We start from the raw sequence: 23,928 nt of genomic DNA, 5'->3' as shown, positions 1-23,928 counted from the left end.
ACCATTATTAGTTTAATCCTTTTTGGTAACGTGCCAATTCGGCTTGGTTGGCCCAAACATAGTGACCTGGACGGATTTCAACCATAGACGGCTTATCAGTCTCATAGTCGTGTTGACTTGGGTCGTAAACCTTCAAGACCTTCTTACGTTCCAAGATTGGATCTGGAATTGGAACCGCTGAAAGCAAGGCTTGAGTATATGGGTGAATTGGATTGTTAAACAATTCTTCTGTTTCTGCAACCTCTACAATAACACCCTTGTAAATAACTGCGATACGATCTGAAATAAAGCGAACGACAGACAAGTCATGGGCGATAAAGAGATAGGTCAAACCAAGTTCTTTTTGGAATTTTTTGAGCAAGTTCAAGACTTGGGCACGCACAGAAACGTCCAAGGCTGAAATTGGCTCATCCGCAATAACAAAGTCTGGTTGCATCACCAAGGCACGGGCAATACCGATACGTTGACGTTGACCACCTGAAAACTCATGAGGGTAACGAGTCAAGTGCTCAGCAAGAAGCCCCACTTCACGGATAATATTTTTAACCTTCTCTTTACGTTCTTCTTCATCCTTGAACAGATGGTGATTGTAAAGACCTTCTGAAATAATATAATCAACAGTCGCACGTTCATTCAAACTTGCGGCAGGGTCTTGAAAAATCATCTGGATACGACGAATCAACTCTGCAGCTTGTTCACGCGATTTCTTACCATTAATCTTTTGACCTTCAAAAATGATATCTCCATTACTTGTATCATTGAGACCGATGATAGCACGACCAATAGTTGTTTTCCCACTACCTGACTCACCTACAAGCGAGAAAGTTTCTCCCTTGTTGATAAAGAAGTTAGCATTTTTAACTGCGACAAACTTCTTACTTCCTTCACCGAAGGAAATTTCTAAATCTTTGATTTCTACTAATTTTTCAGACATTTCCTTCCTCCTAGTCTGCCAGATGGGCAAATCCCATTTTATCACGGATCTTATCGTGAAGATTTGCAATCACAGCTGGTTTTTCTACTTTTGGAGCATCCTCATGAAGAAGCCAAGTTTTAGCCCAATGCGTCTCTGATACTGAGAATTGAGGAGCTTTTTGTTCGAAGTCAATCTGCATTGCATAGTCTGAACGCAAGGCAAAGGCATCCCCTTTCAAGTCAGTATAAAGTGACGGAGGTGTTCCTGGGATTGAGTAAAGATCCCCTTTATCATCAGCAAGCTGAGGCAAGCTAGACAAGAGACTCCATGTATATGGATGGCGAGGGTCATAGAAGACTTCCTCAACAGTTCCATACTCAACGATTTCTCCTGCATACATAACTGCTACCTTATCTGCAATACTTGCTACCACACCAAGGTCGTGGGTGATAAAGATTGTTGTGAAATGGTACTCGTTTTGTAAAGATTTTAGCAAATCAATAATCTGTGCTTGGATGGTTACATCCAAGGCAGTTGTTGGCTCATCACAGATCAAGACATCAGGTCGGCAGGCAAGGGCAATAGCAATAACGATACGTTGACGCATCCCTCCAGAATATTGGAATGGGTATTCATCAAAACGTCTATCTGCATCTGGAATCCCAACCTTATTCATGTAGTCAATCGCCAATTCTTTCGCTTCTTTAGCTGTTTTGCCTTGGTGTTTTACAATAACTTCTGTAATCTGACTACCAATTGTTTTAATTGGGTCCAAACTAGTCATTGGGTCCTGGAAGATAGTCGCAATCTTAGCACCACGAATTTGTTCCCAATCCTTGTGAGAAGACAAGGCTGTCAAGTCTTGACCACGGTAGTCAATACTTCCTTGGGCAATGCGACCATTTTCTTCAAGCATACCTGTGAAGGTCTTTGTCAAAACAGATTTTCCTGATCCTGACTCACCTACCAGGGCTAATACTTCTCCTTCAACTAGTTCAAGGGAAACGCCGCGAATGGCTGTCAATACTTTGTCACGAACGTCAAATTCCACGACAATATCGCGAGCAGTCAAAATTACATTTTTTTCTTTTGTCATTTCTACTCCTATCTATGTGTACGTGGATCACTAGCATCCGCTAAGTTTTGACCAACTACGAAAAGGGACAAGGATACCAAGACAAGAGTTGTCAATGGAATCCAGAACAAGTAAGCATTAGTTGTTACGTTTTGTGAATAATCCGAAATCAAACGACCCAAACTTGGCACTGTAATTGGTAATCCAAGACCGAAGAAAGACAAGAAGGCTTCGTATGAGATAAAGCTTGGAAGCATTTGAGTCATCGTTGTCACAATAACAGATACCAATTGAGGCATGATATTTTTGGCAACAATCTTCAAGGTTGGTGTTCCCAGAGTACGTGACGCCAAGTTGTATTCCAAATCACGATAACGCAAGATTTGCACACGGATCATGAAGGCAATCCCAATCCATGTCGTCACACTCATGGCAAAAATCAGATTCCAGAATCCAGCTCCGATTGAGTAAGTCAAGACAATGACAATCAAAAGAGATGGGATGTTTGAGATGACGTTGTAAACTTCCATCATCACGCGGTCAACTGATTTTGAAATTCCCCAAATACCACCGACAAAAACACCGATAACCAAGTTAATCACTGTCGCAATCACAGAAATGAGGATAGAGTTACGAGCTCCGAACCAGACACCGTCAAAGAGCGATTTACCGTTACTGTCAGTACCGAACCAATGCTCAGCATTTGGCTTGATATAACGAGCACTAAAGTCGTTTACCTTACTGACATCATTGAAATCAAACTTAGAAAACATTGGGTAGATGAAACTCATCAAAATGATGGCTACCAAGATTCCCAACATGACTACAGTTGATTTTTTCTTCATAAATTGTCTAAACACTGAACCCCAGTATGAATAAGCTGGCGCATCAATGGCTTCAGAGGCAAAATCGTCACGTTTTACAAACTGAAATTTTTCTTTATCGATTGTAGACATTATTTGCCTCCTTTCTCAGTCAATTTAATACGTGGGTCAATAATCGTCATCCAAATATCTCCCAAAAGAAGTGAGAAGATAGAAATACATGTAAAGATGAAGACAAGACCAACAACCATAGAGTTATTAGATGCTTTTACAGAGTCAATCAACATTTTACCCATACCTGGGAAAGCGAAGACTGTTTCAGTAAGGGTTGCACCACCGATAACCCCGATAACAGCACCAGGAATTCCTGAAACCAGCGGAACCATGGCATTTTTAAAGATGTGTTTGTTTGAAATTTCTTTTTCAGACAAACCTTTGGCACGAGCAAAACGAACAAAGTCTTGTGATTGCAAGTCAATCATGTAACGACGAATCCAAATAGCTGTACCAGGAGCACCCAACAAACCAAGGATAACTGCTGGTAAAACATACGAACGCCAATCTCCAGCACCCAAAATAGGGAATGAATCTGGAAGACCAATTGATGATCCAATCAAACGAACAATGTAAACCAAAGCAATGGTTGGAAGGGCCATCAAGAAGGTCAAAACCCCTGTTGAGAAGCTATCAATCCAAGTATTCTTGAAGCGAGCCATAGCTGAACCAAGTGGCACGGCAATCGCATAAGAAATCACCAAACCGATCAATCCAACAACAGCAGAGCTGGCAATCATTGAAGGATATTGGTAGTTACTTTCTGTAGCTGTATAAGGATCATCTTTTCCGTAGTTTGCTACTTCACGAGAATCAGCCTGACTAGGTGATTTATAGGTTCTTGAGTAAATATTTACAGAAGAAGTTTTCTTACCTGTTGGGAACTGAACTTGAGATGTTTTTGTTTGTCCTTGTCCTTGAGTAATAACCTGTAAAACAGGGCTATTAGCATAGGTTGGATAAGAGTCACCTAAATTGATGTTCACAAAGTTTTGATGCACAAACGGGAACTGACTGTTGAAGTACAAGAGATATTTGTGTTTAGTACCTGAACCAACCAATGACCATCCGATCGCTGGATCGTTTTCGAAACGAAGGTAACGTTTCAAGTCTGGATTTTCAGGGTCTTGAATTTTATTTGTATGGTCAATGTCAATCAAGTTAGCATAGAAGTGAAAAACACGTTCAAAAATTGGGATTTCACGAGTAGCGTAGAATTGGCCACTTTCAGTAAATTCTCCCAAGGTCCAACCATGACCGATTTGTTTGATGTATTTTTCATAGATAGCCTTGTTGGTGTCATTAGCTTCAACTGTTACAGAGGCATCCATCTGGCTGGCTTTTTCTTGCAATTCCTTGGTATCGTAGTACTCGATATAGCCCATACGCTCATAAACAGTGTTCTCATAGTTATCACGCTTATCAGCAGTTGTCGCAATCTTGTTATAGTTGGTATCCTGTTTGAAAATCAATTTTCGAGGAACCATTGTATAGATAATCGTGTAAGTCAAGGTTGTTACTAAGAAGATAGAAACCAATGACCGCAAGACACGCATAAAAATATATTTCTTCATATCGTTTCCTTTTTAAATCCCAAAAGAACCTTCTCCTCATGGAGAGAAAGTTCCCTTGAGAGTTATTTATTTAACGTGTTTAGTCAATTCTTTTTGAACTTTTTCGTTTGATTCTTTTTTCTCTTTAATCCATTTCTCACGAGCTTGTTCATAATCAGCCTTTGTTACAACTTTGTCTTGTAACTGAATATATTTGAAGTAGAGATTTGAACCTTTGTCTCCAGATTGGCTATAAGAAGCTGAGAATGGTACAACACGAGAAATGAATGGTGCAGCACCACTAGAAGACATAGCTGGTAAGAAGAGTGAACTGTCTGTCAACCAAGCTTGAGCAGCAGCATATTTTTCATAACGTTTGTTAAGATCACTTGTTTCTTTTCCAGCTTCATCAAGCAATTTATCGTAATCTTTCACACCAACTTTAGCTGCAGCTGCATTTGATGGGTCATCATACCCCATATAAGTTTTCGTTTGCTCACTATTAGTTGATTTAAGGATATCAAGGTAAGTTGATGGATCTTCATAGTCAGGATTCCATCCAACCGCACCTGAAAGATCCCAATCCTCAGCTGCCGCATTAGCAGCATAATAAGTCGCATTAAAGAATTCATCTTTAGAAATTTGTTGAATATCGATGACAACATTTTCTTCGCCTAAAACTTTTTCAACTGATTGTTTGAACGACTGAATCCGTGCGACAAAGTTTTTAGAGGTTTGGTCTACTGGAACATCCAAGTGGATAGGGAATTTCACACCTTCTGCTTCCAGAGCAGTTTTAGCTTTAGCAAATTCTGCTTTAGCTTTGTCAGCGTTAAAGAGACCGTCTTGACCATCAGCAAAGTTTACATCTTTCCACTCATCTCCATAAGTCTTAACTTTTTCAGCAACCAAGTCACCGAAAGTTTTTTCGCCTGCAGTCACAAAGTCTGGTTTCACAAATAAATTACGAACTGCGAGAGGAGCACCTTCTTTACCGTTAACTTGAGCAGAATAACCTGTACGGTCAAAGGCAAAGTTCAAGGCTTGGCGGAAGTCTTTGTTAAGAAGAGCTTTCTTAGTAGATGTTTTCTCTTCATCTGTCGTTTTAGATGTATATTTGTAATTTTGTCGATCGATATTTACACCTAAACCTCCAATACCAGCTCCTGACGGAGTGTAGAAAATATTATCCTTGTATGACTCCTCTACCTTTGAGAAGTTTGAACTTGTTGGGTAAAGACGAGCAAAACTATAAGCTCCACTTGTAAAGTTACGCTCAAGTGATTCTTGGTCCGAACCATCAAAATATGCAAGTGTTGCTGTATCTAAATGAACATTCTCTTTATCCCAGTACTGCTCGTTCTTAGCAAATTCGATAGAAGATTTAGCAGTCAAACCTTTAAGCAAGAAAGGTCCATTATATAGCAATGATGTAGGATCTGTCGCTTTAGCAAAATCAGAGCCTTTTGATTTTTCAAATTCTTCGTTTAATGGCCAGAAAATTGAATAAACCATCTTAGAGTTCCAGTAAGGTTCTGGTTGGTTCAAAGTATACTCAAGAGTATAGTCATCAACCGCTTTAACACCTACTGTAGAGAAATCTTTTGAATTCCCAGCCAAATAATCAGATAAACCTTTAACAGAAGTTTCAGCTAGATATAGAGCTTCTGATTTCTTATCTGCCGCATGTTTCAATCCATTCACGAAGTCTTTAGCAGTCACTTCGGCATATTCTTCACCATCGGATGTCATCCATTTGACACCTTTACGAATTTTGTAGGTATATGTCAATCCATCTTTTGATACAGACCAGTCTTCTGCAACCGCAGGAGTCAAATTCCCGTATTTGTCATTTGTGAAGAGGCCATCGATCCCGTTTGAAGTAGCCACTTTCGTACTCTCTTTTCCAGAAATAATATAATCTAATGTTTCTGGGTCAGCCGAATAGACATAGCCATAGGTTTTTGGAGCTGTCGAATCAGATGATTTTGAATTCCCACAAGCTACTAACACACCTGTTGCCAATAAAGCAACTCCTGCTGCAACAAAGACTCTACTTTTTTTCATTTATTTACTCCTCTGATAAAGTATAGGTTATCATCAATTATACCATAGATTTCAAGAAAAGTAAACGAATTTTCAGAATATTTAGGCTTATTGACACAAAAAATCTGAAAAAGCTATTGACTGAAAATCATTTTCAAGGTATAATAATAAACGTTAAGGCGGTATAGCCAAGTGGTAAGGCACGGCTCTGCAAAAGCTTGATCGTCGGTTCAAATCCGTCTACCGCCTTCTATAACTTGATTTATCAGGTTTCACATGAACAGAAAGCCCAATTTGAAGGGCTTTTTCTTTTTCTTTGGATAAATAAGGATAGATTTAGAAAAGTTTTGGGGCGGATTTGGGGACTGAGTTTTTCGAGGATACTATTCCCTTTTAAAATCAACTGAAAAAAGCTTTGTCACGCATGATGACAAAAGCCTCTAGTTTACTCTGTTTCTTCTTCTATTTCAACTTCGGTAATTTGGACTTTTACCTTGGTAACACGTCCATTTTTCACCTTATCATTGGTTAGGATAAGTTGTTTGTTTTGGCTGACTAATTCATAACTGAGTTTCTCAGTCGTTGGAATGGTCCCAACTCCTGTCAAATAGTAACCAGCGATGGTATCAACGTCATCACTTTCCAGTTCAACATCAAAGTAGTCATTAAAATCATTGAGATTCATGGTACCTTGAACAATATAAGTATCTTCTCCAATTTTATGAACTTCGATTTCAGCCTTATCTGTTTCGTCATCGATTTCCCCAACGATTTCCTCTAAGAGGTCTTCTAGGGTCACCAAACCAGCCATCCCACCGTATTCATCTAACAAAATCGCCATTTGTCTTTGGGTATTGCGCAGTTCTTTTAACAAGTCATCCACAAAAATAGTTTCAGGAACAAAAAGAGGATCTTGTAAGATTTTCTTCCAAACAATATTGTCAAAACCGTCCACAAAGCCCGCATTAAGGAGACTCTTGGTATGAATAATCCCAATCACATTGTCCTTATCCCCATCATAGACAGGGATACGAGAATAATTTTGTTTTAAAATACTTTGGATGATGGTTTGACTATCATCCTGAATATCTACCATAAAGGCATCCGTTCGAGGAACCATGACTTCTCTGGCCATTAATTCGTCCAGTGAAAAGATTCCTTGTAACATTTCAATTTCGTCAGCATCTAGTGTTTCTTCACTATTTGTCAACATGTACTCAATTTCATCACGGGTCATTTTTTCATCAGCATCGTCAAAGGTCATCGGAGTCAAGCGACTCAAGAGATTGGTAGATGCAGACAAGAGCCAAACAAAGGGACTAACTAGTTTCCCCAGCCCAATGATAACTGGCGCTGTACGAATCGCCAAGGCATCCTTTAGATTAAGAGCGATTCTCTTAGGATACAATTCCCCAAAAACGATGGAAATATAAGTCAAAAATGCTAAAGACAGAAAACTTGCAACAGCATAAGATGTTTCACCATTTCCAAGCCAAGATGCAATTTCTCGTCCTAGAGTTTCTGCTAAACTCGCCCCTGATAAGATCGTAATCAGGGTAATCCCTACTTGAATGGTTGATAAAAAGTGGTTAGGATTTTCTAGTACCTTCAGCAGACGGATATAGCGTCTATCTCCTTCTTCTGCCTTTTGTTCAACCCGCGCACGATTTAGTGACACCATGGCCATTTCTGTGGCTGAGAAAAAGGCATTTAACACCGTCAAGATAAACAATAAAACAAATTGTAGCAACAAATTCTGACTACTTGGGTCTTCCATAGTTCTTCTCCTAAAATAGTATCTTACCGTCTATTATATCACAAAATATAGTCCAGTACATATTATTTTTTCTCAGTGTCTATTCTAGTTCTACTTAAATTGTCCAAAAAAGAACCCCTACATCCACAAGTGACATAGGAGTTTATTTTGTATTTTACTGAGTAACAGTAACTTCTCCAGTTCGGTAATCCAGTTGAAGTCCTTTTTGAACATTGGGAACTAGAACATTAAATTCCAATTCTCCGTCTGAAGACTTGGCTTCAATCTGTGAAGCTGAAGGAACTAAATCCTCATTCGAAGCGTAGTAAAGGGTTACACGGTAACGGACACGCTTGTTTTTATCCAAGGCCTTACGTACCATGCTTTCATAGTAGTTTTGACCAGTCGAATCCTCGGCTTGCGCCTGATTTGCCCAGGCTGTTTGAACAGCAATGTTTTTAGGATTGCTTGTCGAGGCATCAAAACCATCCAAGCCACCGATTAAGGCATAGCCTAACAAGTGACCTCTATCGACCGCATGGGTATAAGTACCCTTTAGATTCTTAACCTGATGCCAGCCTGGAGGAGTCCAAGAAGTCGAACCATTCCCAGTTTCTTCACGATTCTTGTACTGACGAGTAGCCTTAGACAAGAGGGCATTTGCTACGGTTGGCACCGTTTCCTTGCCCACTGTCTTTGTTTTATTATCAGCGTAGGGCTTACTTGAAACCTTAGCATCTAGATTTGTTTTATTACCATTGACGATAAAAGCACCTGAGCCATTCCACTCCAGACTCCCTTTTACTTGACTCTTGACTGCGTCTGTTAAGACACTCTCTGCCAATGCTTGACTAGGAGCTTCAGACGCTTGGTTTTTCTGACTAAGCTTGGTTTTGGGACTATTAGCTGTCGACTGCATCTGCTTGATATAATAGCTCCCTGCAGACAAAAGCAATAACACTAGCAGTCCGATTAGTGTCTGTCTTGTTTTTTTATCCATTTTTCTCCTTATCTCTAGAAAAAGACTGGTTCTCCAGCCTAATTTCCTGTAAATTTATGAATTAATTCCTGCCATTTTGCTGGAGACAGGATAGCCCATGGATCTTGGCCCTTGCCCAAGATTCCATAACCTACCATTAAGCCGACACCTAGGGCTAGAGCACCTAAAAACAGTACCAAAATGACTAGAAGTAAACGCTTGATTACGTAGCTTGATTTCTTATTCATCTTCATCACTTGCCTCAATCCGCTGAATCTTAGCACCTAGCTGTGCCAACTTCTCATGAAAACGGTAGTAACCTCTATCCAAGTGAACCAATTTACCGACTACAGTTTCTCCTTGTGCTACCAAACCTGTCAAAATTAAGGCAGCACTGGCACGAAGGTCAGTCGAAAGAACTTCTGCCCCCTGCAAAGGTTGACCACCAACAATACGAGCTGTATCACGGATAATCTCAGAATGCAAGCCCATGCGACGCATTTCTTCTAGATGTTGGAAACGATTTTCGAAAACTGTCTCCACCATAGTTGATTCGCCTTTTGCGACGGTCATCAAGGCTGTAAATTGGGCCTGCATATCTGTTGGAAATCCTGGGTGGGGCAAGGTTTTTACATGAACAGCTTTTAGATTTTCTAGTTGAGAGCGAACTCGAATTCCTTCAGTCTCCTCTGTCACTTCCACTCCCATTTCAAGCAATTTGGCAATCAAGGGACGGTTGTGCTCCCAGACAGCGTCTTTAATCAAGATATCACCACCAGTCATGGCAGCAGCTACCATAAAGGTTCCTGCTTCGATACGGTCTTGGACTACATTGTGAGTCGTACCATGAAGTTTCTCAACACCGGTAATGGTAATGGTCTCTGTACCAGCACCCTTAACCTTGGCTCCCATTTCATTGAGGAGAATGGCTAGGTCAACAATCTCAGGCTCACGCGCAGCATTTTCAATCACTGTCACCCCATCAGCCAGGGTAGCCGCCATCATCAAGTTCTGCGTTGCACCAACACTTGGAAAGTCCATATATATATGAGCGCCATGCAAGCGTTCTGCCTTGGCTTCGATGTAACCAGCTGTCTGACTAATCTTAGCCCCCATAGCTTCTAGACCTTTCAAATGAAGATCAATAGGGCGGCTACCAATCGTACAACCACCTGGCATGGATACCTTAGCATGACCTACACGGGCAAGAATTGGTCCCAAGACAACGATAGATGCACGCATCTTGCTGACATACTTGTAAGGAGCTTCCTCAGTGATATCGCCAGTCGCGTCCACCTCAACAAGATGAGCTTCTTCATCAAAATCTACCTTGGCATTCAAACCACGAACTACCTGATTCATAGTGAAAACATCTGACAAGATTGGAACATTCTGCAAGACGGTCTTTCCTTCACTTGCTAGAATAGTCGCTGCCAACAAGGGCAAAACTGCATTCTTTGCTCCTTCGATCGTAACACTTCCTACCAGACGATTATCGCCACCTTGAACCACAATTTTTTCCATACTTATTTCCTTTACATTTGATTTTATAATAATCCTCTAAGCGCTTCTTGCCACAACTGATACAGGCTGATAAAGAAAGAACTCATGATGTAGCCCATGACAATACTGAAAAAGGCTACTAGTAAACGAACTTTTCCTGTATTCTCAGTTGTCACTTTTAAAACCTTTTCCCATCTAACAAGATCCTTTAAAAGGTAAAAACTCACATAAATAAAGAGCATATGACTGCTTAGAGTGAATAATAATTGAACCATTTGACTATTATACCATCTTCTCTGTTTGTGCGCTAGTTTGGAAACTTCACTCAAAAACTAGGGATTGTTTTTCAAGTAATCAATTGCATCTTGTAGGGTTTTAACTGGCACGATTTTCATATCTGTCTTGATTGTTTTAGCTGCTTCTAGGGCAGTTTGGTAGTTGTTTTTCGCATCCGGGTGCGCTTTTTGTTCTTCTTCGCTAACAGGGTTATCAGGGGCAAAGAAAATCGCGACACCTTCTCTAGCCGAGGCTACAACTTTTTTATCAATACCTCCAATATCCCCCACATTCCCATCGCGGTCAATGGTTCCTGTACCGGCAACAATGCGGCCATTACGAAGGCCTGGGTCAGCTATTTGAGTATAGATAGCCAGACTAAACATGAGACCAGCACTTGGGCCACCGATACCGGCTGTTGAAAAGCGAATTGGCACATCACTGGTCACTTCTGTACGGTCAATCAATCCGATTCCAATCCCATTTTTGCCATTTTCCAAGGTGATAATCTTACCTTCTGCAGACTTGGTTTGCCCATCCTCTTCATAGGTGACCTTGACGGAGTCCCCTAGTTTTTGAGAATTGACGTAATCAATCAAGTCTTTGGAACTGTCAAAGGTTTGATCATTGACTGCTGTGACCGTATCAGAGATGTTGAGAATCCCTTTAAAGGTCGAATTATCGGTCACAGTCAAAACATAAACCCCAAGATATTTTAGTTCAATATCCTTACCAGCTGTTTTTAGCCCTTGATACTTGGCCATATTTTGCGATGTTTGCATGTAGAATTGATTGATCCGCATAAATTCAATATCGGAAGATCCACCTGTAGTCTCCTGAGCACTACGAATATCTGTAAAAGGCGTCAACCAAGCATAAATCATATGGGCTAAAGTGGCATGCTGAACACCAACCGTAACGAATTGATAGGCACCAGCTTCCTTATCTTCTGTGTCATTGACTTTAAGGACTTGGCGAATATCTTCCGAACCACCTGGAACCTCTATATAATAGGGCAAGGGCACTACAAATGCCAAGAAAGTTGCTATCAAGGCCGCAATGACATATAAGGGCCATCTAATCTTTTTTTTCATTTCTTATTTCCTCCAAAATACTCTCGGGAACATAGCAGGTAATATCCTGACTAAACTTCAAAAGCTCTCTAACGCCTGATGAACTAATATAGAGATGTTCAGGTCGACTATGTAAATAAATGGTCTCTATATCAGGAGACAGCTGATGGTTGTAGTAATCAAAACTGGCTTCATATTGCAAATCCGACGCATTCCTTAAACCCCGCACTAGGAAAGTAGCCCCCAGTCTTTTTGCAACATCAACCACTAATTCATCATGAGAAGACACGACTTCAACATTTCCCAAATGTTTCAAAGCCGTTTCTAGCCCTCGTTTACGATTTTCTATGGGGAGAAATCCTTGTTTGTGGGGATTAAAAAAAATACCGACATAGAGCTTATCAAAGAGTCTGCTCGCCCGTTCAATGATATCCAGATGCCCATTTGTCATCGGATCAAATGAGCCTGTGAATAATCCAATCTTATCTGACATAGACTGTCACCTTACTAATTCCATAAATCTTTTCCTTCCAGATGCCAAGACAGGCAATTTCTTCTGGAAGTTCAACGGCCTTATCCGTCTCACACACGACCATGACATCTTCAGAAAAAAGCTCTTTCTCAGCCATTTTTTCAATATCTGCTACGATTTGTTCCTTGGCATAAGGAGGGTCTAAGAAAATGAGGTCAAATTCCCCAGGTACCTGTTCCAATGCCCTTTCTGCATCCATCTTGAGGAGTTGAAATTTTCCAACTTCCTTGGTCATCTGAATATTTTCAGCCACGATAGCCTGGGCCTTACGGTCTCGCTCCACCAAAACAGCGCTGGACATGCCACGCGATACTGCCTCGATAGATAAACCACCACTACCTGCATAAAGGTCCAAAACTCGTCCCCCTTCAAAGTAGGGACCAATCATGTTAAAAATGGCTCCCCTAACCTTATCCGAAGTAGGTCTTGTCGTCTTTCCTTCTAGTGTCTTGAGGGGACGTCCCCCATAGATTCCTGATACGATTTTCATACCGTTTATTATACCAAATTATAGGCGAAAAGAGAAAGAAAACCGAACCTTGCGGTTCGATTCTCTACAAAATATTTTCGTAAGTATCGCGGACTTCTTGAGGCCAAACACTTGTTTGCACTTCTCCAATGTGTTTCTTGCGAAGTAGGAACATGGCCATCCGAGATTGTCCAATTCCCCCACCGATTGTCAATGGGAATAGGCCATTCAACAAAGCCTTGTGCCATTCCAATTCCAAGCGGTCTTCATCACCTGTAATGGCAACCTGACGACGAAGCGTTTCTTCATCTACACGGATTCCCATAGAGGACAACTCAAAGGCTCCACCTAAAGACTCATTCCAGACAAGAATATCTCCATTCAGACCCTTGTAGCCATTTTCAGACTCACTTGTCCAGTCATCATAGTCTGGTGCACGTCCATCGTGCGGTTTACCGTCTGGTAATTCACCACCGATACCGATCAAGAAGACTGCTCCAAATTCTTTACAAATAGCATTTTCACGCTCTTTTGGTGTCAAGTCTGGGTAGCGTTCTACCAACTCTTCTGTGTGGATAAAAGTGATTTGTTTGGGCAAGATTGACTCGATGTCATAGCGGGCTTCAACAGCTAGCTCAGTAAGGCGAATGGCCTTGTAAATCTTCTCAACGGTTTCTTTTAGATAAGCGATGTTACGCTTACCATTTGGGATAACCTTCTCCCAGTCCCACTGGTCAACATAAACAGAGTGGGTCGCATCCAGCGAATCTTCGTCTGGACGAAGGGCCTTCATGTGGACGAAGAGACCCTCACCCTCACCGAAACCAAAGCGAGCCAAGGTATGGCGTTTCCATTTAGCAAGGGAGTGCACCACTTCATAAGTAGCATCAGGGATTTGGAGAACCTTGACCGATACGGCATTCTCCACACCTGATAAGTTGTCCTGCATCCCGTCTCCGACCCTACTCAAGATAGGACCTTGAACTTCGACAACTTCTAACTTATCTTTCAAATACTGGGTAAAAGTGTTTTTGACAAAGGAAATCTCTTCTTGTTGATGAATAAAACTTTTCTTCATAAACTACTCCTCAAAAAATTAATTAAAAGCATTATACACCTATTTCCAAGAAAAGAAAAGAGAAATTTTAAAAAAATCAGTGTCACTCAAAACACTGATTTCATAGACCTTTTAGTCATTACGACCGAAGATACGTAGAATACTTAGGAAAAGATTGATAAAATCAAGATAGATACTGAGAGCCATTGACACAACCCAACCTGTCGCTACACGGCCTTGTGATTGCTCATAAGCGAGACGAATTCTTTGGTTGTCCCAAGCAATCAACCCTGAGAAAACCAAAACCATGGCTACACTAATCATATAATCAAAGAAACCGCTAGCCAAGAAAATATTAACTACCATGGCAATCAGCAAACCGATAAGAGCCGCCATCATCGCTCGACCAAGCCCACTCAAATCTTTCTTGGTGAACATACCGACTGCCGCCATGACAAAGAAGAGAAGGGCGCTTGATACAAAGGCAGATAAGACTGTACCTGGAGTATAGAAGGCCACCACAAAACTGAGGGTAAAGCCGTTTAATACTGAGTAAAGTAAAAATACTGGAAGAGCCGCTGGACTATTCTTTGAAGCCATGCTACTGGCAACGAAAACCAAGGCCAACTCCGCAAAAGTAGCAATGGTCAACCAGAGACGCCCCTGCATCAAAAAGTAAACCAACTGAGATTGAAAGACCGTCAACATAAGGCCTGATACCAAAGCAGATAGTCCGATCCCCAGACCAACAAAGGCATAAACCTTAGCGTAAAATTGATTGAGACCTGCGCGGTCATGAATAATAGTGTGATTCATCTTTTCTCCTTTTCTATGAACATCTTTCCTTGTATGAACATCTTTCCTTGATTATAACAAAGAAAGTTAAAATTAGCTTAAATGGAAAATCAAAATACCGGCTGCAACGGCAACATTCAAACTCTCCGCCTGCCCCTTCATACTAATGTGAACCAACTGGTCTGCACTTTCAGCCATGAGGGGACTAATTCCTTGCCCCTCATTCCCCATAACTAATACAAAATTTTCTATAGGAACCAGTTCTCTGTAATCAACAGAATCTTTAGATAGGGTTGTTGCCAGCACAGGTACACCTGCCTCTTTGGTTTCCTTAAGAAGCGCTTGACTAGACATCCGGTAAATAGGCAGATGAAAATGACTGCCTTGCATGGAACGTAAGGTCTTGAGACTGTAGATATCTGCCGACTTATCTGAAACAATTACTCCAGTAAAGCCTGCTGCATCCGCAGTTCGAATGATCGTTCCCACATTACCAGGATCTTGCACATCTTCCAAAAACAAGAACTTACCCTGACTCAAATCAGCTTGTCCTACTTCTTCTTTTTGAACCACGGCAACAATGCCCTGTGGAGTCTGAGAATCCGCCAAATCTAGCAAAATTTCCTCTGAAACCCAGACAGTTTGCGGAAACGAGGCTAACTGATCTCGGTAACTTTCTAGGGCAAAGATTTTCTCAATCGTAACTCCAGCTTGGATAGCTTCTTCAAACAAGTGCCAGCCTTCAATCAAATAAGCAGACTTGCGGTATTTTTTTTGGTGTAATTTCTTGGCATTTTTTACCACAGAATTGGCTTTTGAGGTTATAATAGTCATAGAAATATTATAACACAATCAAAGGGGTTTGGTATGCAAAAGGTTAGAATGATTGCCCAAGGCAGGGTACAAGGAGTCGGCTTTCGTTGGGGTGTTTACAGCTTAGCACTTGAAATCGGTGGCATCACAGGCCGAGTATGGAATAACGACGATGGTACAGTGGAAATCTTAGCTCAAGCAGACTCATCTGCTATCATGGCGAAATTTATCCAAGAAATCCGAAAAGGACCCACACCTTTTTCAAAAGTCAGCTACTTAGATGTCCAACTGAGCAACTTTCCTCCCTACCCTGACTTTAAAATCGCAAATTAGGTCTCTAGAACTATTGTATATTTTGTAAAAAAACAGTAGAATAGAAAGGTATAATTTTTAAAGAAGGAATAAAAACAGTGAAATCTATTAAACGTTTTGCACTCTCAGCTATGGGAGTGGCTATGTTGCTAGTCTTAACTGGCTGTGTCAATGTCGATAAAGCCACAGGACAGCCAACAGGATTTATTTGGAATACTATCGGAGCGCCTATGGCTGAAGCTATCAAGTACTTCGCCAATGACAAGGGACTTGGTTTTGGGGTTGGTATCATCATCGTAACCATTATCGTGCGCTTGATTATCTTGCCACTTGGTATCTACCAATCATGGAAGGCGACGCTTCACTCTGAAAAGATGAACGCCCTCAAGCACGTCCTTGAGCCACACCAAACACGTCTCAAAGAAGCAACTACTCAAGAAGAAAAACTCGAAGCCCAACAAGCTCTCTTTGCTGCTCAAAAAGAGCACGGCATCAGCATGTTTGGTGGTGTAGGATGTTTCCCTATCCTCCTTCAAATGCCTTTCTTCTCAGCTATCTACTTTGCTGCCCAACATACTGAAGGTGTTGCTCAAGCAAGCTACCTAGGCATTCCTCTAGGTTCTCCAAGTATGATTTTAGTTGCCTTCGCTGGTATTCTTTACTATCTTCAATCACTCCTTTCACTTCACGGAGTAGAAGATGAAATGCAAAGAGAACAAATTAAGAAAATGATTTACATGAGCCCACTCATGATCGTTGTCTTCTCCCTCTTCTCACCAGCTAGTGTCACACTTTACTGGGTTGTCGGTGGTTTCATGATGATTCTCCAACAGTTTATCGTCAACTATATCGTTCGTCCAAAACTTCGCAAAAAAGTCCGTGAAGAACTAGCCAAGAACCCACCAAAAGCACGTGCTTTCTCTACACCAAGTGGACGAAAAGACGTTACTCCTGAACAACCAACTGCTATCACAAGTAAGAAAAAACACAAAAATCGCAACGCTGGAAAACAACGTTCGAGATAAGAAGAAAAAGGCTTAGCTGGTTTGCTAAGTCTTTTTTGCAAGTCATACTCTTCGAAAATCTCTTCAAACCACGTCAGCTTCGCCATGCCGTATATATGTTACTGACTTCGTCAGTTCTATCCACAACCTCAAAACCATGTTTTGAGCAGCCTGTGGTTAGCTTCCTAGTTTGCTCTTTGATTTTCATTGAGTAACAAAAGCCCGATGTTTCCATCAGGCTTCTTTTTTATCCATGTACACGTTTCATATAGTCTTGGTAACTTTCGGTATCCATGAGTTTTTTAGCGTTCTTGACGCGATCTGCTGTTGGTGGTTTAACCCCTTCGAGGGAATATGGAATTCCCAATTCACGCCATTTGAACTCACCCATGGTATGATAAGGCAGAATTTCAAACTTATCAACATTTTTGAGGGTCTTGACGAACTTACCAAGTTCAATCAAGTCATCATCTCTATCTGTCAATCCTGGAACTAGCACGTGGCGAATCCAGACAGGTTTTCCAATATCTGATAGATACTGGGCACAAGCCAAGATATTTTTATTGGTTTGGCTAGTAACAATCTTGTGCTGTTCTTCGTTGATTTCCTTGATATCCAAGAGGACCAAGTCAGTGACAGCCATGAGTTTGTCAAACTTTTCAAGGTAACGTGGTTTATTACGGAAAGGCAGTGCACAGGTGTCCAAAGTACAGTGGATTCCTTGTTCCTTAGCCTTAGTGAAGAGGGCAATCAAGAAATCAATCTGCAAGAGGGCTTCTCCTCCACTGACTGTAATCCCACCCTTATTCCCCCAGAAACCGCGGTAACGCAAGGCCTCTGCCAAGACATCATCTACCGTCCGTTCACGTGATTTATTGGACTCCATAGCCCAAGTGTCCGGGTTGTGGCAATACTGGCAACGCATGTGACAGCCCTGCAAAAAGACAATAAAGCGAATACCAGGCCCATCTACTGACCCAAAGCTTTCTGTCGAATGCACCATTCCTGTCACTTGTCCATAATCAATTGTTTCTTCAGACATATCGTTACCTTCCTTGAAAACGTTTTATAGTTTTATTATATCATGACTTGAAGGAAAAACAAGATTTTTGCCTATTTTTTAGAAAGCAATCTGTTTTTCAATTTCATTTTCAATTAATTATCATTTTATTCTTCAAAATCAAAACCATACAAGGTTGCAAAGTAGTCCTCAGGGCGCTCTGCACGGCGGATTTGACGGGCTTTGCCTTCTTCAGTATAAAGAATTTCCGCAGAACGAAGTTTAGCGTTATACTGGTAGCCCATTGAAAAACCGTGGGCACCTGTATCATGAATTACCAGCAAATCACCGATTTCTGTATGAGGCAGTTCGCGATTCACTGCAAATTTATCATTGTTTTCACAGAGTGAACCAACCACATCTACCACTTCAGCTGGTCCATCTGGATGGGTCACGTTAGTAATATGATGGTAAGCTCCGTACATAGCTGGACGCATGAGGTTGACTGCTGATGCATCCACACCTAGATAGGTACGGTAGGTTTTCTTCTTATGGGTAACTCTTGTGACCAAAGCACCGTGAGGTGCCAACATAAAACGACCCAATTCGGTAAAAATCTTGACCTGACCAAGACCTACTGGCGTAAGAACCTCTTCATAAACCTTACGAACTCCCTCACCAATCAAGGCAATATCATTTAGCTCCTGGTCTGGACGATAGTTGACACCAATACCGCCAGAAAGATTGATAAAGTCTAGCGAAATGCCCAACTTTTCCTTGATTTCAACAGCCAATTCAAAAAGCTGACGAGCCAACTCTGGATAATAGAGATGGGTCACAGTATTGGACGCTAGGAAGGAGTGAATCCCAAAAGTCTTGGCTCCTTTTTCCTTCAAGATGGCAAAAGCTTCAAAGAGCTGGTCCTTGGTCATACCAAACTTGGCTTCTCCAGGATTGTCCATAATGTCTGTTCCTAGTTCAAAAACGCCTCCAGGATTGTAACGACAAGAGATAATTTCGGGAATGCCTGCTGCACGCTCTAGATGTTCAATATCTTCAAAGGCATCCAAGTTAATGGTAGCACCCAATTCACGCGCATAGGCATATTCCTTATCTGGCGTGTTGTTTGAAGAGAACATGATCTCAGAACCTGGAAAATCCAGTTTATGGCTCATCAAAAGCTCCACATAACTAGAGCAGTCCACACCGCAACCTTCCTCTTGGAGAATTTTCAAAATAGCTGGAGTTGGAGTAGCCTTAACTGCAAAATATTCCTTAAAGCCCTTGTTCCACGAAAAGGCTTGGTTGACGGCTCTTGCCTTCTCACGAATTCCCTTCTCATCATACAAGTGAAAAGGAGTCGGGAACTCGGCAACAATCGCTTCTAAGTCTTCTTTATTGATAAATGGTGTCTTCATAAGTTTCCTTCTATTCTATTTGCAAAGAAAGGCTGGGACAATCGTTCCAACCTTTAGTTCTATCTCTTATTTATCTTCGTCAAAGATATTGCCAACCTCAACATCGATGGTTTGATTCTTGACATCAATATTGGTTACCTTCAAGAGTGACTTGTAGTCAAACTGCTTTTCGCGTTCTTCTTGAGCATTATCCGCAAAGACCGCTACACCTGCCAATTCTGAATCAAACTCACGCAAGAGACTGATCATCCCGTTGACAGTTCCTCCGCCTTTCAAGAAGTCATCCACAATCAAGACACGGCTGCCTGCCTTGAGACTACGTTTTGAAAGGAACATTTTCTCAATGCGGTCACCACTTGAACCGGATACATAGTTGACGCTGACAGTTGAACCTTCGGTAATTTTCAGGTCACGGCGCACAATAACAAAAGGAACATTGAGGACATTGGCAACTGCATTTGCAAGTGGAACACCCTTAGTCGCTACTGTCATAACCGCATCAATTTTTTGGTCCATAAAGCTCTTGGCAATAATGCGACCAATATTTTTCAAAATAGCTGGTGTGCTGAGCAAATCAGACAGGTAGATATAGCCACCTGGCAAGATACGATCACTTTCTGACAACTTGGCACACAAGTCCTCGACCATTTCCTTGGCATCATGACTTGAGATTGATGGTGTAAAAATGACACCTCCGCCAGCACCAGTTACTGTTTGGATATGACCGATTTCGATCTCCTCAAAGGCACGTTTGATAATGACGATATCTTCTGAGATGGATGATTTAGCAGATTCATACTTTTCAGCAAAAGTATTGAGACTAGTTAGTTTATAAGGATTATTAATCAAATAGTTGGAAATGACAACCATCCGATCACTTCTTCTTAATTTCATTTCTATTTCCTACTTCATTTAATTTTGATATTTTATCTATTATACCATATTCACATAAAAAAACGAACATTCTTATCCTAAAAAATGCTCATTTTTCTTAAATTATTAATCTAAATCTGGTTTATAGAAGGAACGATTGTCCATAGCGAAAATTTTATTGGTCATCTCTCCCTTATCCACCAAAGCAAGAGCAGTTGACATCATCATCATGCTGGCATCCAGATTATCAATCATATGGATAATCTCTGCTTCCATAATGCGTGGACGGACTGGACTTCCATACTCAAGCAAGCCATGGTGACTAAGGATGACGTGACGAAGCAGAACGACTTCTTCCTTGGTATCATCGATGCCGAGTTCCATCACTGTCTTGGTAATTTCACTATCAATGAGAGCGATATGTCCAAGAAGATTACCTCGCACTGTGTACTCGGTCTGGTCTGGTCCCGTCAACTCAATGACCTTAGCCAAGTCATGCAGCATAATCCCCGCATAGAGCAGGCTCTTATTGAGCTGAGGATAGACTTCGCTAATAGCATCTGCCAAACGCACCATGGTCGCCGTATGATAAGCCAAACCCGTTTCAAAGGCATGGTGATTAGTCTTGGCAGCTGGATAGGAGTAAAATTCCTTATCATACTTGGTGTAGAGCTTTCGGACAATCCGTTGCCAAACAGGATTTTCAATTTTAAAAATCATTTGCGACATATAGTCACGGATTTCCTTGACATCAACTGGTGACTTGACCTTGAAATCAGCTGGGTCATTGGGTTCACCAGGTTGAGGCAGGCGAAGGGTAATTTGATTGACTTGAGGGGTGTTGTTATAAACTTCTCGGCGTCCTTTCATGTGGACAACCTTACCTGCGGTAAAGGCCTCAACGTTATGAGGTTGAGCATCCCAGAGTTTCCCTTCAATCTCGCCACTATCATCTTGGAAGGTAAAGGCTAGGTAGTTTTTCCCAGCTCGAGTTTGCCTCAGGTCAACTGACTTGATTAGGTAAAAGCCTTCAAACAGCTCATCTTTTTTCATGTGACTAATCTTCATATTCTTCCTCATTTTCTTGGAAATGGAGTAAATCAAGCGCAGGCTCACCTTCTGACAACTCAATGTGACGGAGCGTCCGCTCGATAGCTGTAGTGCGACGGTTTAATAGTTCATCAATATTGCCAGAGGCATGTTGGAGATGTTTTTGTGCCTTAACCAGAATGCCACCAAACTTGCCAAACTCGGTCTTAACACTAGCAAGAGTCTTACTGATATGGTCGGCACTCTTTTGGATATTGAGAGTCTTGAAGCCAACCGATAGGGAGTTGAGCAAAGCTGATAGGGTACTTGGACCTGCGACAATAATCTGCTCCTCCCGTCTCAAGTCATCAAAGAAGACCGGATTTCGGACGATTTCTGAGTAGAGACCTTCTGTCGGAACAAACAAAACTCCAAAATTGGTAGTCCGAGGCGGTGCTATGTACTTGCTCTTGATATCCTTGGCAAAGCGTTTGACGCTGGCTAGGAGTGACTTGCGACAGCGTTCGATCTCGTCCTTGTCACCAGCTTCATAGGCTTCTTCTAGACGGTAATAATCTGCCAGTGGAAACTTGGAGTCAATCGGTAAGTAGACATATTCCAGGTCACCCTGTCCAGGCAACTTGATGGCATACTCCACTCGTTCACTAGAGTTTTCAACCGTTGCATATTCTCGTTCGTACTGGGCAGGTGTCATGATATCTTCGATGATTTGCCCCAGTTGCAATTCTCCCAGAATCCCTCGCGTCTTGGTTCCAGAGAGAACCTTGTTAAGAGCTCCGACATCACGGGCAACTGTCTGCATTTCGCCAAGACCACGATTGACTGACTCCAGTTGTTTGGAAACTGTCTCAAAGGAAGCTTGTAAGCGCGTCTGCAAGGTCTTTTCCAACTTTTCCTCGACTGTCTGGCGCATTTGTTCCAAACGTTGCTCATTTGATTCCTGCAAGGCTTGGAGACGTTGGTCGGTCTTATCTCTGGTTTGGAGGAGATTATCTGTCATTTCTTGACGAACTTGAGTCAGACCTTGGTGCAATTCCATTCGCACTTCTTGCAAACGGTCACTGACAGCCACTTCCAAATCTTTTTGATCTAACTGACTGGCTTGTCTGGCTTGTTCAAAGCGGTAATCCAACTGGTCTGACAAGTGATCTGCCTGATCCTCCAAGCTCTTGCTGAGATGTTTTTCCTGCTTATCCTGCCTTTGCCAAATCAGAAAGAGTCCAGCTAGGTTGGCAATCAATAATAGAACAAGTAAACTTTCCATCCTACCTCCTGTCCTTGCTATGCAACACGACTACATAGCCATCTGGGCAAGTCACCGAAACTTCCCTATCTATATATTCGTTAGAAGCGTACACTTTTTTAAAGAAAAAATTTTCCTCTGTCAACTCATACTTGGCACCAAGAATGGTCAGCTGGCTATCCCGAACCGGCATAAAGGCAAGATAGTCGTAGTCTGAACGAGGTTCTAGCTGACTGGTTCCTTCTGGACAATAGGCAATCAAGTTTTGCCCATCCTCAATCGCTATCTGACGCATATAGGGAGCCAACTTGGGATTGCTAGGCAGAAAAACATTGGCCAGCATATGGTCAATACGGCCACCCAAAGCACCGAAAATAGTAACCTCAGCCTGAGGATTTTTCTCAAAAATAGTCAAGAGAGCCAATTCCAGATCAGTATCATCCTTTTCTGGTCGGGCTTGGACAAAATGCTGGGCACTTTTTTGAATCACCTGTCGTTCTTCTGCAGTCACAGAATCAAAATCTCCGACTGCTAGAGCAAGAGGCAAATCTTCTTCCAAGACCCAGAGCGAGCCTCGATCCACACCGACAAAACTATCAAAGTCCGTCCGATAATGACCGCGGTCTCCTCCTGCAAAAACGGCAACCCTAGTCCAGTTGTTTTCTGAGAGTTTGTACTCGCTCATTGACATCTCCCTTAAAGACATAGGAACCTGCTACAAAAACGGTCGCACCAGCTTCTTTGGCTAGAGCAATAGTTTGGTCATCAATCCCGCCATCCACTTCGATTTCAAAGTTCAAGCCTTTTTCATCACGAAGAGCAACCAACTCACGGACTTTATACATGGTCTCTGGTAGAAAGGCTTGCCCACCAAAACCTGGATTAACCGTCATGACTAAAACTTGCTCAACTAGATGAAGGACGTGCTTGATGGCTTCAACTGGTGTGCCAGGATTGATAACGACTGAAGGCTTAACTCCGAGTGAACGAATTTTTTGAAGGGCGCCATGAATATGAGGCGTTGCTTCCGCATGGATGCTGATGATATCGGCACCTGCACGCGCAAAGTCTTCTAAATGATGCTCTGGATTAGCTACCATCAAGTGGCAGTCAAAGACCATCTTACTATGAGGACGAAGAGCTTCGACCACACCTGCACCAAAACTGATCTGCGGTACAAAGTGACCATCCATGATATCGATATGGGCATATTCTGCACCAGTTGCTTCTAGACGTTTGATTTCACGTTCAAAGTTGGCATAATCTGCTGCCAGAATTGACGGAGCAATCTTGTATTGAGACATAGG

The 23,928-nt window shown here is 41.8% G+C and carries 25 protein-coding genes and 1 tRNA gene; 3 read left to right on the top strand and 23 right to left on the bottom strand.

Annotated elements, in window-relative coordinates; genetic code table 11:
* Positions 1-7 precede the first annotated feature (7 nt).
* The 5 genes from RYK12_RS00330 to RYK12_RS00310 form a co-directional block, all read right to left on the bottom strand.
* Complete coding sequence (locus tag RYK12_RS00330) at positions 8-934, bottom strand: ATP-binding cassette domain-containing protein (RefSeq protein ID WP_001291301.1); 927 nt, start codon at positions 932-934, stop codon at positions 8-10.
* A 10-nt stretch (positions 935-944) separates the two neighbouring features.
* A complete protein-coding gene (locus RYK12_RS00325) occupies positions 945-2,012 on the bottom strand; it encodes an ABC transporter ATP-binding protein (protein ID WP_000159549.1) in 1,068 nt (355 codons plus the stop codon).
* A gap of 8 nt (positions 2,013-2,020) precedes the next feature.
* The gene (gene oppC / locus RYK12_RS00320; protein ID WP_000103691.1) at positions 2,021-2,947 is read right to left on the bottom strand and encodes an oligopeptide ABC transporter permease OppC; all 927 of its coding nucleotides are present in this window, start codon (positions 2,945-2,947) and stop codon (positions 2,021-2,023) included.
* Complete coding sequence (locus tag RYK12_RS00315) at positions 2,947-4,443, bottom strand: ABC transporter permease (RefSeq protein ID WP_314846364.1); 1,497 nt, start codon at positions 4,441-4,443, stop codon at positions 2,947-2,949. Before RYK12_RS00315 ends, oppC begins: the two co-directional genes overlap by 1 nt.
* Before the next feature lie 66 nt (positions 4,444-4,509).
* Positions 4,510-6,489 (bottom strand): peptide ABC transporter substrate-binding protein, encoded by a 1,980-nt coding sequence (locus RYK12_RS00310; RefSeq protein WP_020902007.1) that lies wholly within the window; start codon positions 6,487-6,489, stop codon positions 4,510-4,512.
* A gap of 157 nt (positions 6,490-6,646) precedes the next feature.
* On the opposite strand from RYK12_RS00310, the gene RYK12_RS00305 reads away from it, so the two are divergent.
* Positions 6,647-6,717: transfer RNA gene (locus RYK12_RS00305), tRNA-Cys, on the top strand.
* 196 nt (positions 6,718-6,913) lie between these two features.
* Here RYK12_RS00305 and RYK12_RS00300 read toward each other — a convergent pair.
* From RYK12_RS00300 to RYK12_RS00250, 11 genes are all read right to left on the bottom strand, one after another.
* Entirely contained in the window at positions 6,914-8,245 is a 1,332-nt protein-coding gene (locus RYK12_RS00300; protein ID WP_084864520.1) for a hemolysin family protein, read from the bottom strand.
* Between the two features lie 154 nt (positions 8,246-8,399).
* Complete coding sequence (endA, locus tag RYK12_RS00295; RefSeq protein WP_261038737.1) at positions 8,400-9,224, bottom strand: DNA-entry nuclease EndA; 825 nt, start codon at positions 9,222-9,224, stop codon at positions 8,400-8,402.
* 38 nt (positions 9,225-9,262) lie between these two features.
* The gene (locus tag RYK12_RS00290) at positions 9,263-9,451 is read right to left on the bottom strand and encodes a DNA-directed RNA polymerase subunit beta (RefSeq protein WP_033684807.1); all 189 of its coding nucleotides are present in this window, start codon (positions 9,449-9,451) and stop codon (positions 9,263-9,265) included.
* Positions 9,444-10,727: a UDP-N-acetylglucosamine 1-carboxyvinyltransferase gene (murA, locus tag RYK12_RS00285; protein ID WP_314846362.1), complete on the bottom strand. Its 1,284-nt coding sequence runs from the start codon at positions 10,725-10,727 to the stop codon at positions 9,444-9,446. Before murA ends, RYK12_RS00290 begins: the two co-directional genes overlap by 8 nt.
* Positions 10,728-10,750: 23 nt before the next feature.
* Positions 10,751-10,981 carry a DUF1146 family protein gene (locus RYK12_RS00280; RefSeq protein ID WP_000250396.1) on the bottom strand — a complete coding sequence of 77 codons (231 nt, stop codon included), beginning with the start codon at positions 10,979-10,981 and terminating at the stop codon, positions 10,751-10,753.
* Between the two features lie 57 nt (positions 10,982-11,038).
* On the bottom strand, positions 11,039-12,076 hold the full coding sequence (locus RYK12_RS00275) for a SepM family pheromone-processing serine protease (protein ID WP_314846361.1): 1,038 nt from the start codon (positions 12,074-12,076) through the stop codon (positions 11,039-11,041).
* On the bottom strand, positions 12,060-12,548 hold the full coding sequence (gene coaD / locus RYK12_RS00270; protein ID WP_314846359.1) for a pantetheine-phosphate adenylyltransferase: 489 nt from the start codon (positions 12,546-12,548) through the stop codon (positions 12,060-12,062). The genes RYK12_RS00275 and coaD overlap by 17 nt, the downstream gene beginning before the upstream one ends.
* Positions 12,538-13,077 (bottom strand): 16S rRNA (guanine(966)-N(2))-methyltransferase RsmD, encoded by a 540-nt coding sequence (gene rsmD / locus RYK12_RS00265; protein ID WP_314846357.1) that lies wholly within the window; start codon positions 13,075-13,077, stop codon positions 12,538-12,540. The genes coaD and rsmD overlap by 11 nt, the downstream gene beginning before the upstream one ends.
* A gap of 64 nt (positions 13,078-13,141) precedes the next feature.
* A complete protein-coding gene (gene asnA, locus RYK12_RS00260; RefSeq protein WP_000748003.1) occupies positions 13,142-14,134 on the bottom strand; it encodes an aspartate--ammonia ligase in 993 nt (330 codons plus the stop codon).
* Positions 14,135-14,245: 111 nt separating this feature from the next.
* A complete protein-coding gene (locus RYK12_RS00255) occupies positions 14,246-14,929 on the bottom strand; it encodes a Bax inhibitor-1/YccA family protein (protein ID WP_023943450.1) in 684 nt (227 codons plus the stop codon).
* A gap of 72 nt (positions 14,930-15,001) precedes the next feature.
* Positions 15,002-15,742: an RNA methyltransferase gene (locus RYK12_RS00250; RefSeq protein WP_125393138.1), complete on the bottom strand. Its 741-nt coding sequence runs from the start codon at positions 15,740-15,742 to the stop codon at positions 15,002-15,004.
* Positions 15,743-15,775: 33 nt separating this feature from the next.
* Here RYK12_RS00250 and RYK12_RS00245 point away from each other — a divergent pair, with 33 nt between their 5' ends.
* Together RYK12_RS00245 and yidC are read left to right on the top strand one after the other, a co-directional pair.
* Entirely contained in the window at positions 15,776-16,054 is a 279-nt protein-coding gene (locus RYK12_RS00245) for an acylphosphatase (RefSeq protein WP_020903085.1), read from the top strand.
* A gap of 77 nt (positions 16,055-16,131) precedes the next feature.
* Positions 16,132-17,058 (top strand): membrane protein insertase YidC, encoded by a 927-nt coding sequence (yidC, locus tag RYK12_RS00240; RefSeq protein WP_049551841.1) that lies wholly within the window; start codon positions 16,132-16,134, stop codon positions 17,056-17,058.
* 226 nt (positions 17,059-17,284) lie between these two features.
* Here yidC and pflA read toward each other — a convergent pair whose 3' ends face one another.
* The 7 genes from pflA to rpe form a co-directional block, all read right to left on the bottom strand.
* Positions 17,285-18,079, bottom strand: a complete 795-nt coding sequence (gene pflA / locus RYK12_RS00235; RefSeq protein WP_033683045.1) for a pyruvate formate-lyase-activating protein — start codon at positions 18,077-18,079, stop codon at positions 17,285-17,287.
* A 125-nt stretch (positions 18,080-18,204) separates the two neighbouring features.
* Positions 18,205-19,455: a diaminopimelate decarboxylase gene (locus tag RYK12_RS00230; protein WP_314846353.1), complete on the bottom strand. Its 1,251-nt coding sequence runs from the start codon at positions 19,453-19,455 to the stop codon at positions 18,205-18,207.
* Positions 19,456-19,521: 66 nt separating this feature from the next.
* On the bottom strand, positions 19,522-20,349 hold the full coding sequence (gene purR / locus RYK12_RS00225) for a pur operon repressor (RefSeq protein WP_025169881.1): 828 nt from the start codon (positions 20,347-20,349) through the stop codon (positions 19,522-19,524).
* Positions 20,350-20,454: 105 nt separating this feature from the next.
* Positions 20,455-21,396: a 3'-5' exoribonuclease YhaM family protein gene (locus tag RYK12_RS00220; RefSeq protein ID WP_261221773.1), complete on the bottom strand. Its 942-nt coding sequence runs from the start codon at positions 21,394-21,396 to the stop codon at positions 20,455-20,457.
* Entirely contained in the window at positions 21,386-22,642 is a 1,257-nt protein-coding gene (rmuC, locus tag RYK12_RS00215; protein ID WP_261221775.1) for a DNA recombination protein RmuC, read from the bottom strand. The genes RYK12_RS00220 and rmuC overlap by 11 nt, the downstream gene beginning before the upstream one ends.
* Before the next feature lies 1 nt (position 22,643).
* Positions 22,644-23,306, bottom strand: coding sequence for a thiamine diphosphokinase (locus RYK12_RS00210; RefSeq protein WP_314846351.1), 663 nt, complete (start codon positions 23,304-23,306; stop codon positions 22,644-22,646).
* Positions 23,269-23,925, bottom strand: coding sequence for a ribulose-phosphate 3-epimerase (gene rpe, locus RYK12_RS00205; protein ID WP_314846350.1), 657 nt, complete (start codon positions 23,923-23,925; stop codon positions 23,269-23,271). The genes RYK12_RS00210 and rpe overlap by 38 nt, the downstream gene beginning before the upstream one ends.
* Positions 23,926-23,928 lie beyond the last annotated feature (3 nt).

Source organism: uncultured Streptococcus sp., from assembly GCF_963518475.1.
GTDB lineage: Bacteria > Bacillota > Bacilli > Lactobacillales > Streptococcaceae > Streptococcus.
This window is presented reverse-complemented; position numbering and strand designations above follow the sequence as displayed.

Bases quoted from the DNA above. Each gene is read 5' to 3' on its own strand.
- RYK12_RS00330 (WP_001291301.1), bottom strand. From the start codon at position 934: ATGTCTGAAAAATTAGTAGAAATCAAAGATTTAGAAATTTCCTTCGGT.
- RYK12_RS00325 (WP_000159549.1), bottom strand. From the start codon at position 2,012: ATGACAAAAGAAAAAAATGTAATTTTGACTGCTCGCGATATTGTCGTG.
- oppC (WP_000103691.1), bottom strand. From the start codon at position 2,947: ATGTCTACAATCGATAAAGAAAAATTTCAGTTTGTAAAACGTGACGAT.
- RYK12_RS00315 (WP_314846364.1), bottom strand. From the start codon at position 4,443: ATGAAGAAATATATTTTTATGCGTGTCTTGCGGTCATTGGTTTCTATC.
- RYK12_RS00310 (WP_020902007.1), bottom strand. From the start codon at position 6,489: ATGAAAAAAAGTAGAGTCTTTGTTGCAGCAGGAGTTGCTTTATTGGCA.
- RYK12_RS00300 (WP_084864520.1), bottom strand. From the start codon at position 8,245: ATGGAAGACCCAAGTAGTCAGAATTTGTTGCTACAATTTGTTTTATTG.
- endA (WP_261038737.1), bottom strand. From the start codon at position 9,224: ATGGATAAAAAAACAAGACAGACACTAATCGGACTGCTAGTGTTATTG.
- RYK12_RS00290 (WP_033684807.1), bottom strand. From the start codon at position 9,451: ATGAATAAGAAATCAAGCTACGTAATCAAGCGTTTACTTCTAGTCATT.
- murA (WP_314846362.1), bottom strand. From the start codon at position 10,727: ATGGAAAAAATTGTGGTTCAAGGTGGCGATAATCGTCTGGTAGGAAGT.
- RYK12_RS00280 (WP_000250396.1), bottom strand. From the start codon at position 10,981: ATGGTTCAATTATTATTCACTCTAAGCAGTCATATGCTCTTTATTTAT.
- RYK12_RS00275 (WP_314846361.1), bottom strand. From the start codon at position 12,076: ATGAAAAAAAAGATTAGATGGCCCTTATATGTCATTGCGGCCTTGATA.
- coaD (WP_314846359.1), bottom strand. From the start codon at position 12,548: ATGTCAGATAAGATTGGATTATTCACAGGCTCATTTGATCCGATGACA.
- rsmD (WP_314846357.1), bottom strand. From the start codon at position 13,077: ATGAAAATCGTATCAGGAATCTATGGGGGACGTCCCCTCAAGACACTA.
- asnA (WP_000748003.1), bottom strand. From the start codon at position 14,134: ATGAAGAAAAGTTTTATTCATCAACAAGAAGAGATTTCCTTTGTCAAA.
- RYK12_RS00255 (WP_023943450.1), bottom strand. From the start codon at position 14,929: ATGAATCACACTATTATTCATGACCGCGCAGGTCTCAATCAATTTTAC.
- RYK12_RS00250 (WP_125393138.1), bottom strand. From the start codon at position 15,742: ATGACTATTATAACCTCAAAAGCCAATTCTGTGGTAAAAAATGCCAAG.
- RYK12_RS00245 (WP_020903085.1), top strand. From the start codon at position 15,776: ATGCAAAAGGTTAGAATGATTGCCCAAGGCAGGGTACAAGGAGTCGGC.
- pflA (WP_033683045.1), bottom strand. From the start codon at position 18,079: ATGTCTGAAGAAACAATTGATTATGGACAAGTGACAGGAATGGTGCAT.
- RYK12_RS00230 (WP_314846353.1), bottom strand. From the start codon at position 19,455: ATGAAGACACCATTTATCAATAAAGAAGACTTAGAAGCGATTGTTGCC.
- purR (WP_025169881.1), bottom strand. From the start codon at position 20,349: ATGAAATTAAGAAGAAGTGATCGGATGGTTGTCATTTCCAACTATTTG.
- RYK12_RS00220 (WP_261221773.1), bottom strand. From the start codon at position 21,396: ATGAAGATTAGTCACATGAAAAAAGATGAGCTGTTTGAAGGCTTTTAC.
- rmuC (WP_261221775.1), bottom strand. From the start codon at position 22,642: ATGGAAAGTTTACTTGTTCTATTATTGATTGCCAACCTAGCTGGACTC.
- RYK12_RS00210 (WP_314846351.1), bottom strand. From the start codon at position 23,306: ATGAGCGAGTACAAACTCTCAGAAAACAACTGGACTAGGGTTGCCGTT.
- rpe (WP_314846350.1), bottom strand. From the start codon at position 23,925: ATGTCTCAATACAAGATTGCTCCGTCAATTCTGGCAGCAGATTATGCC.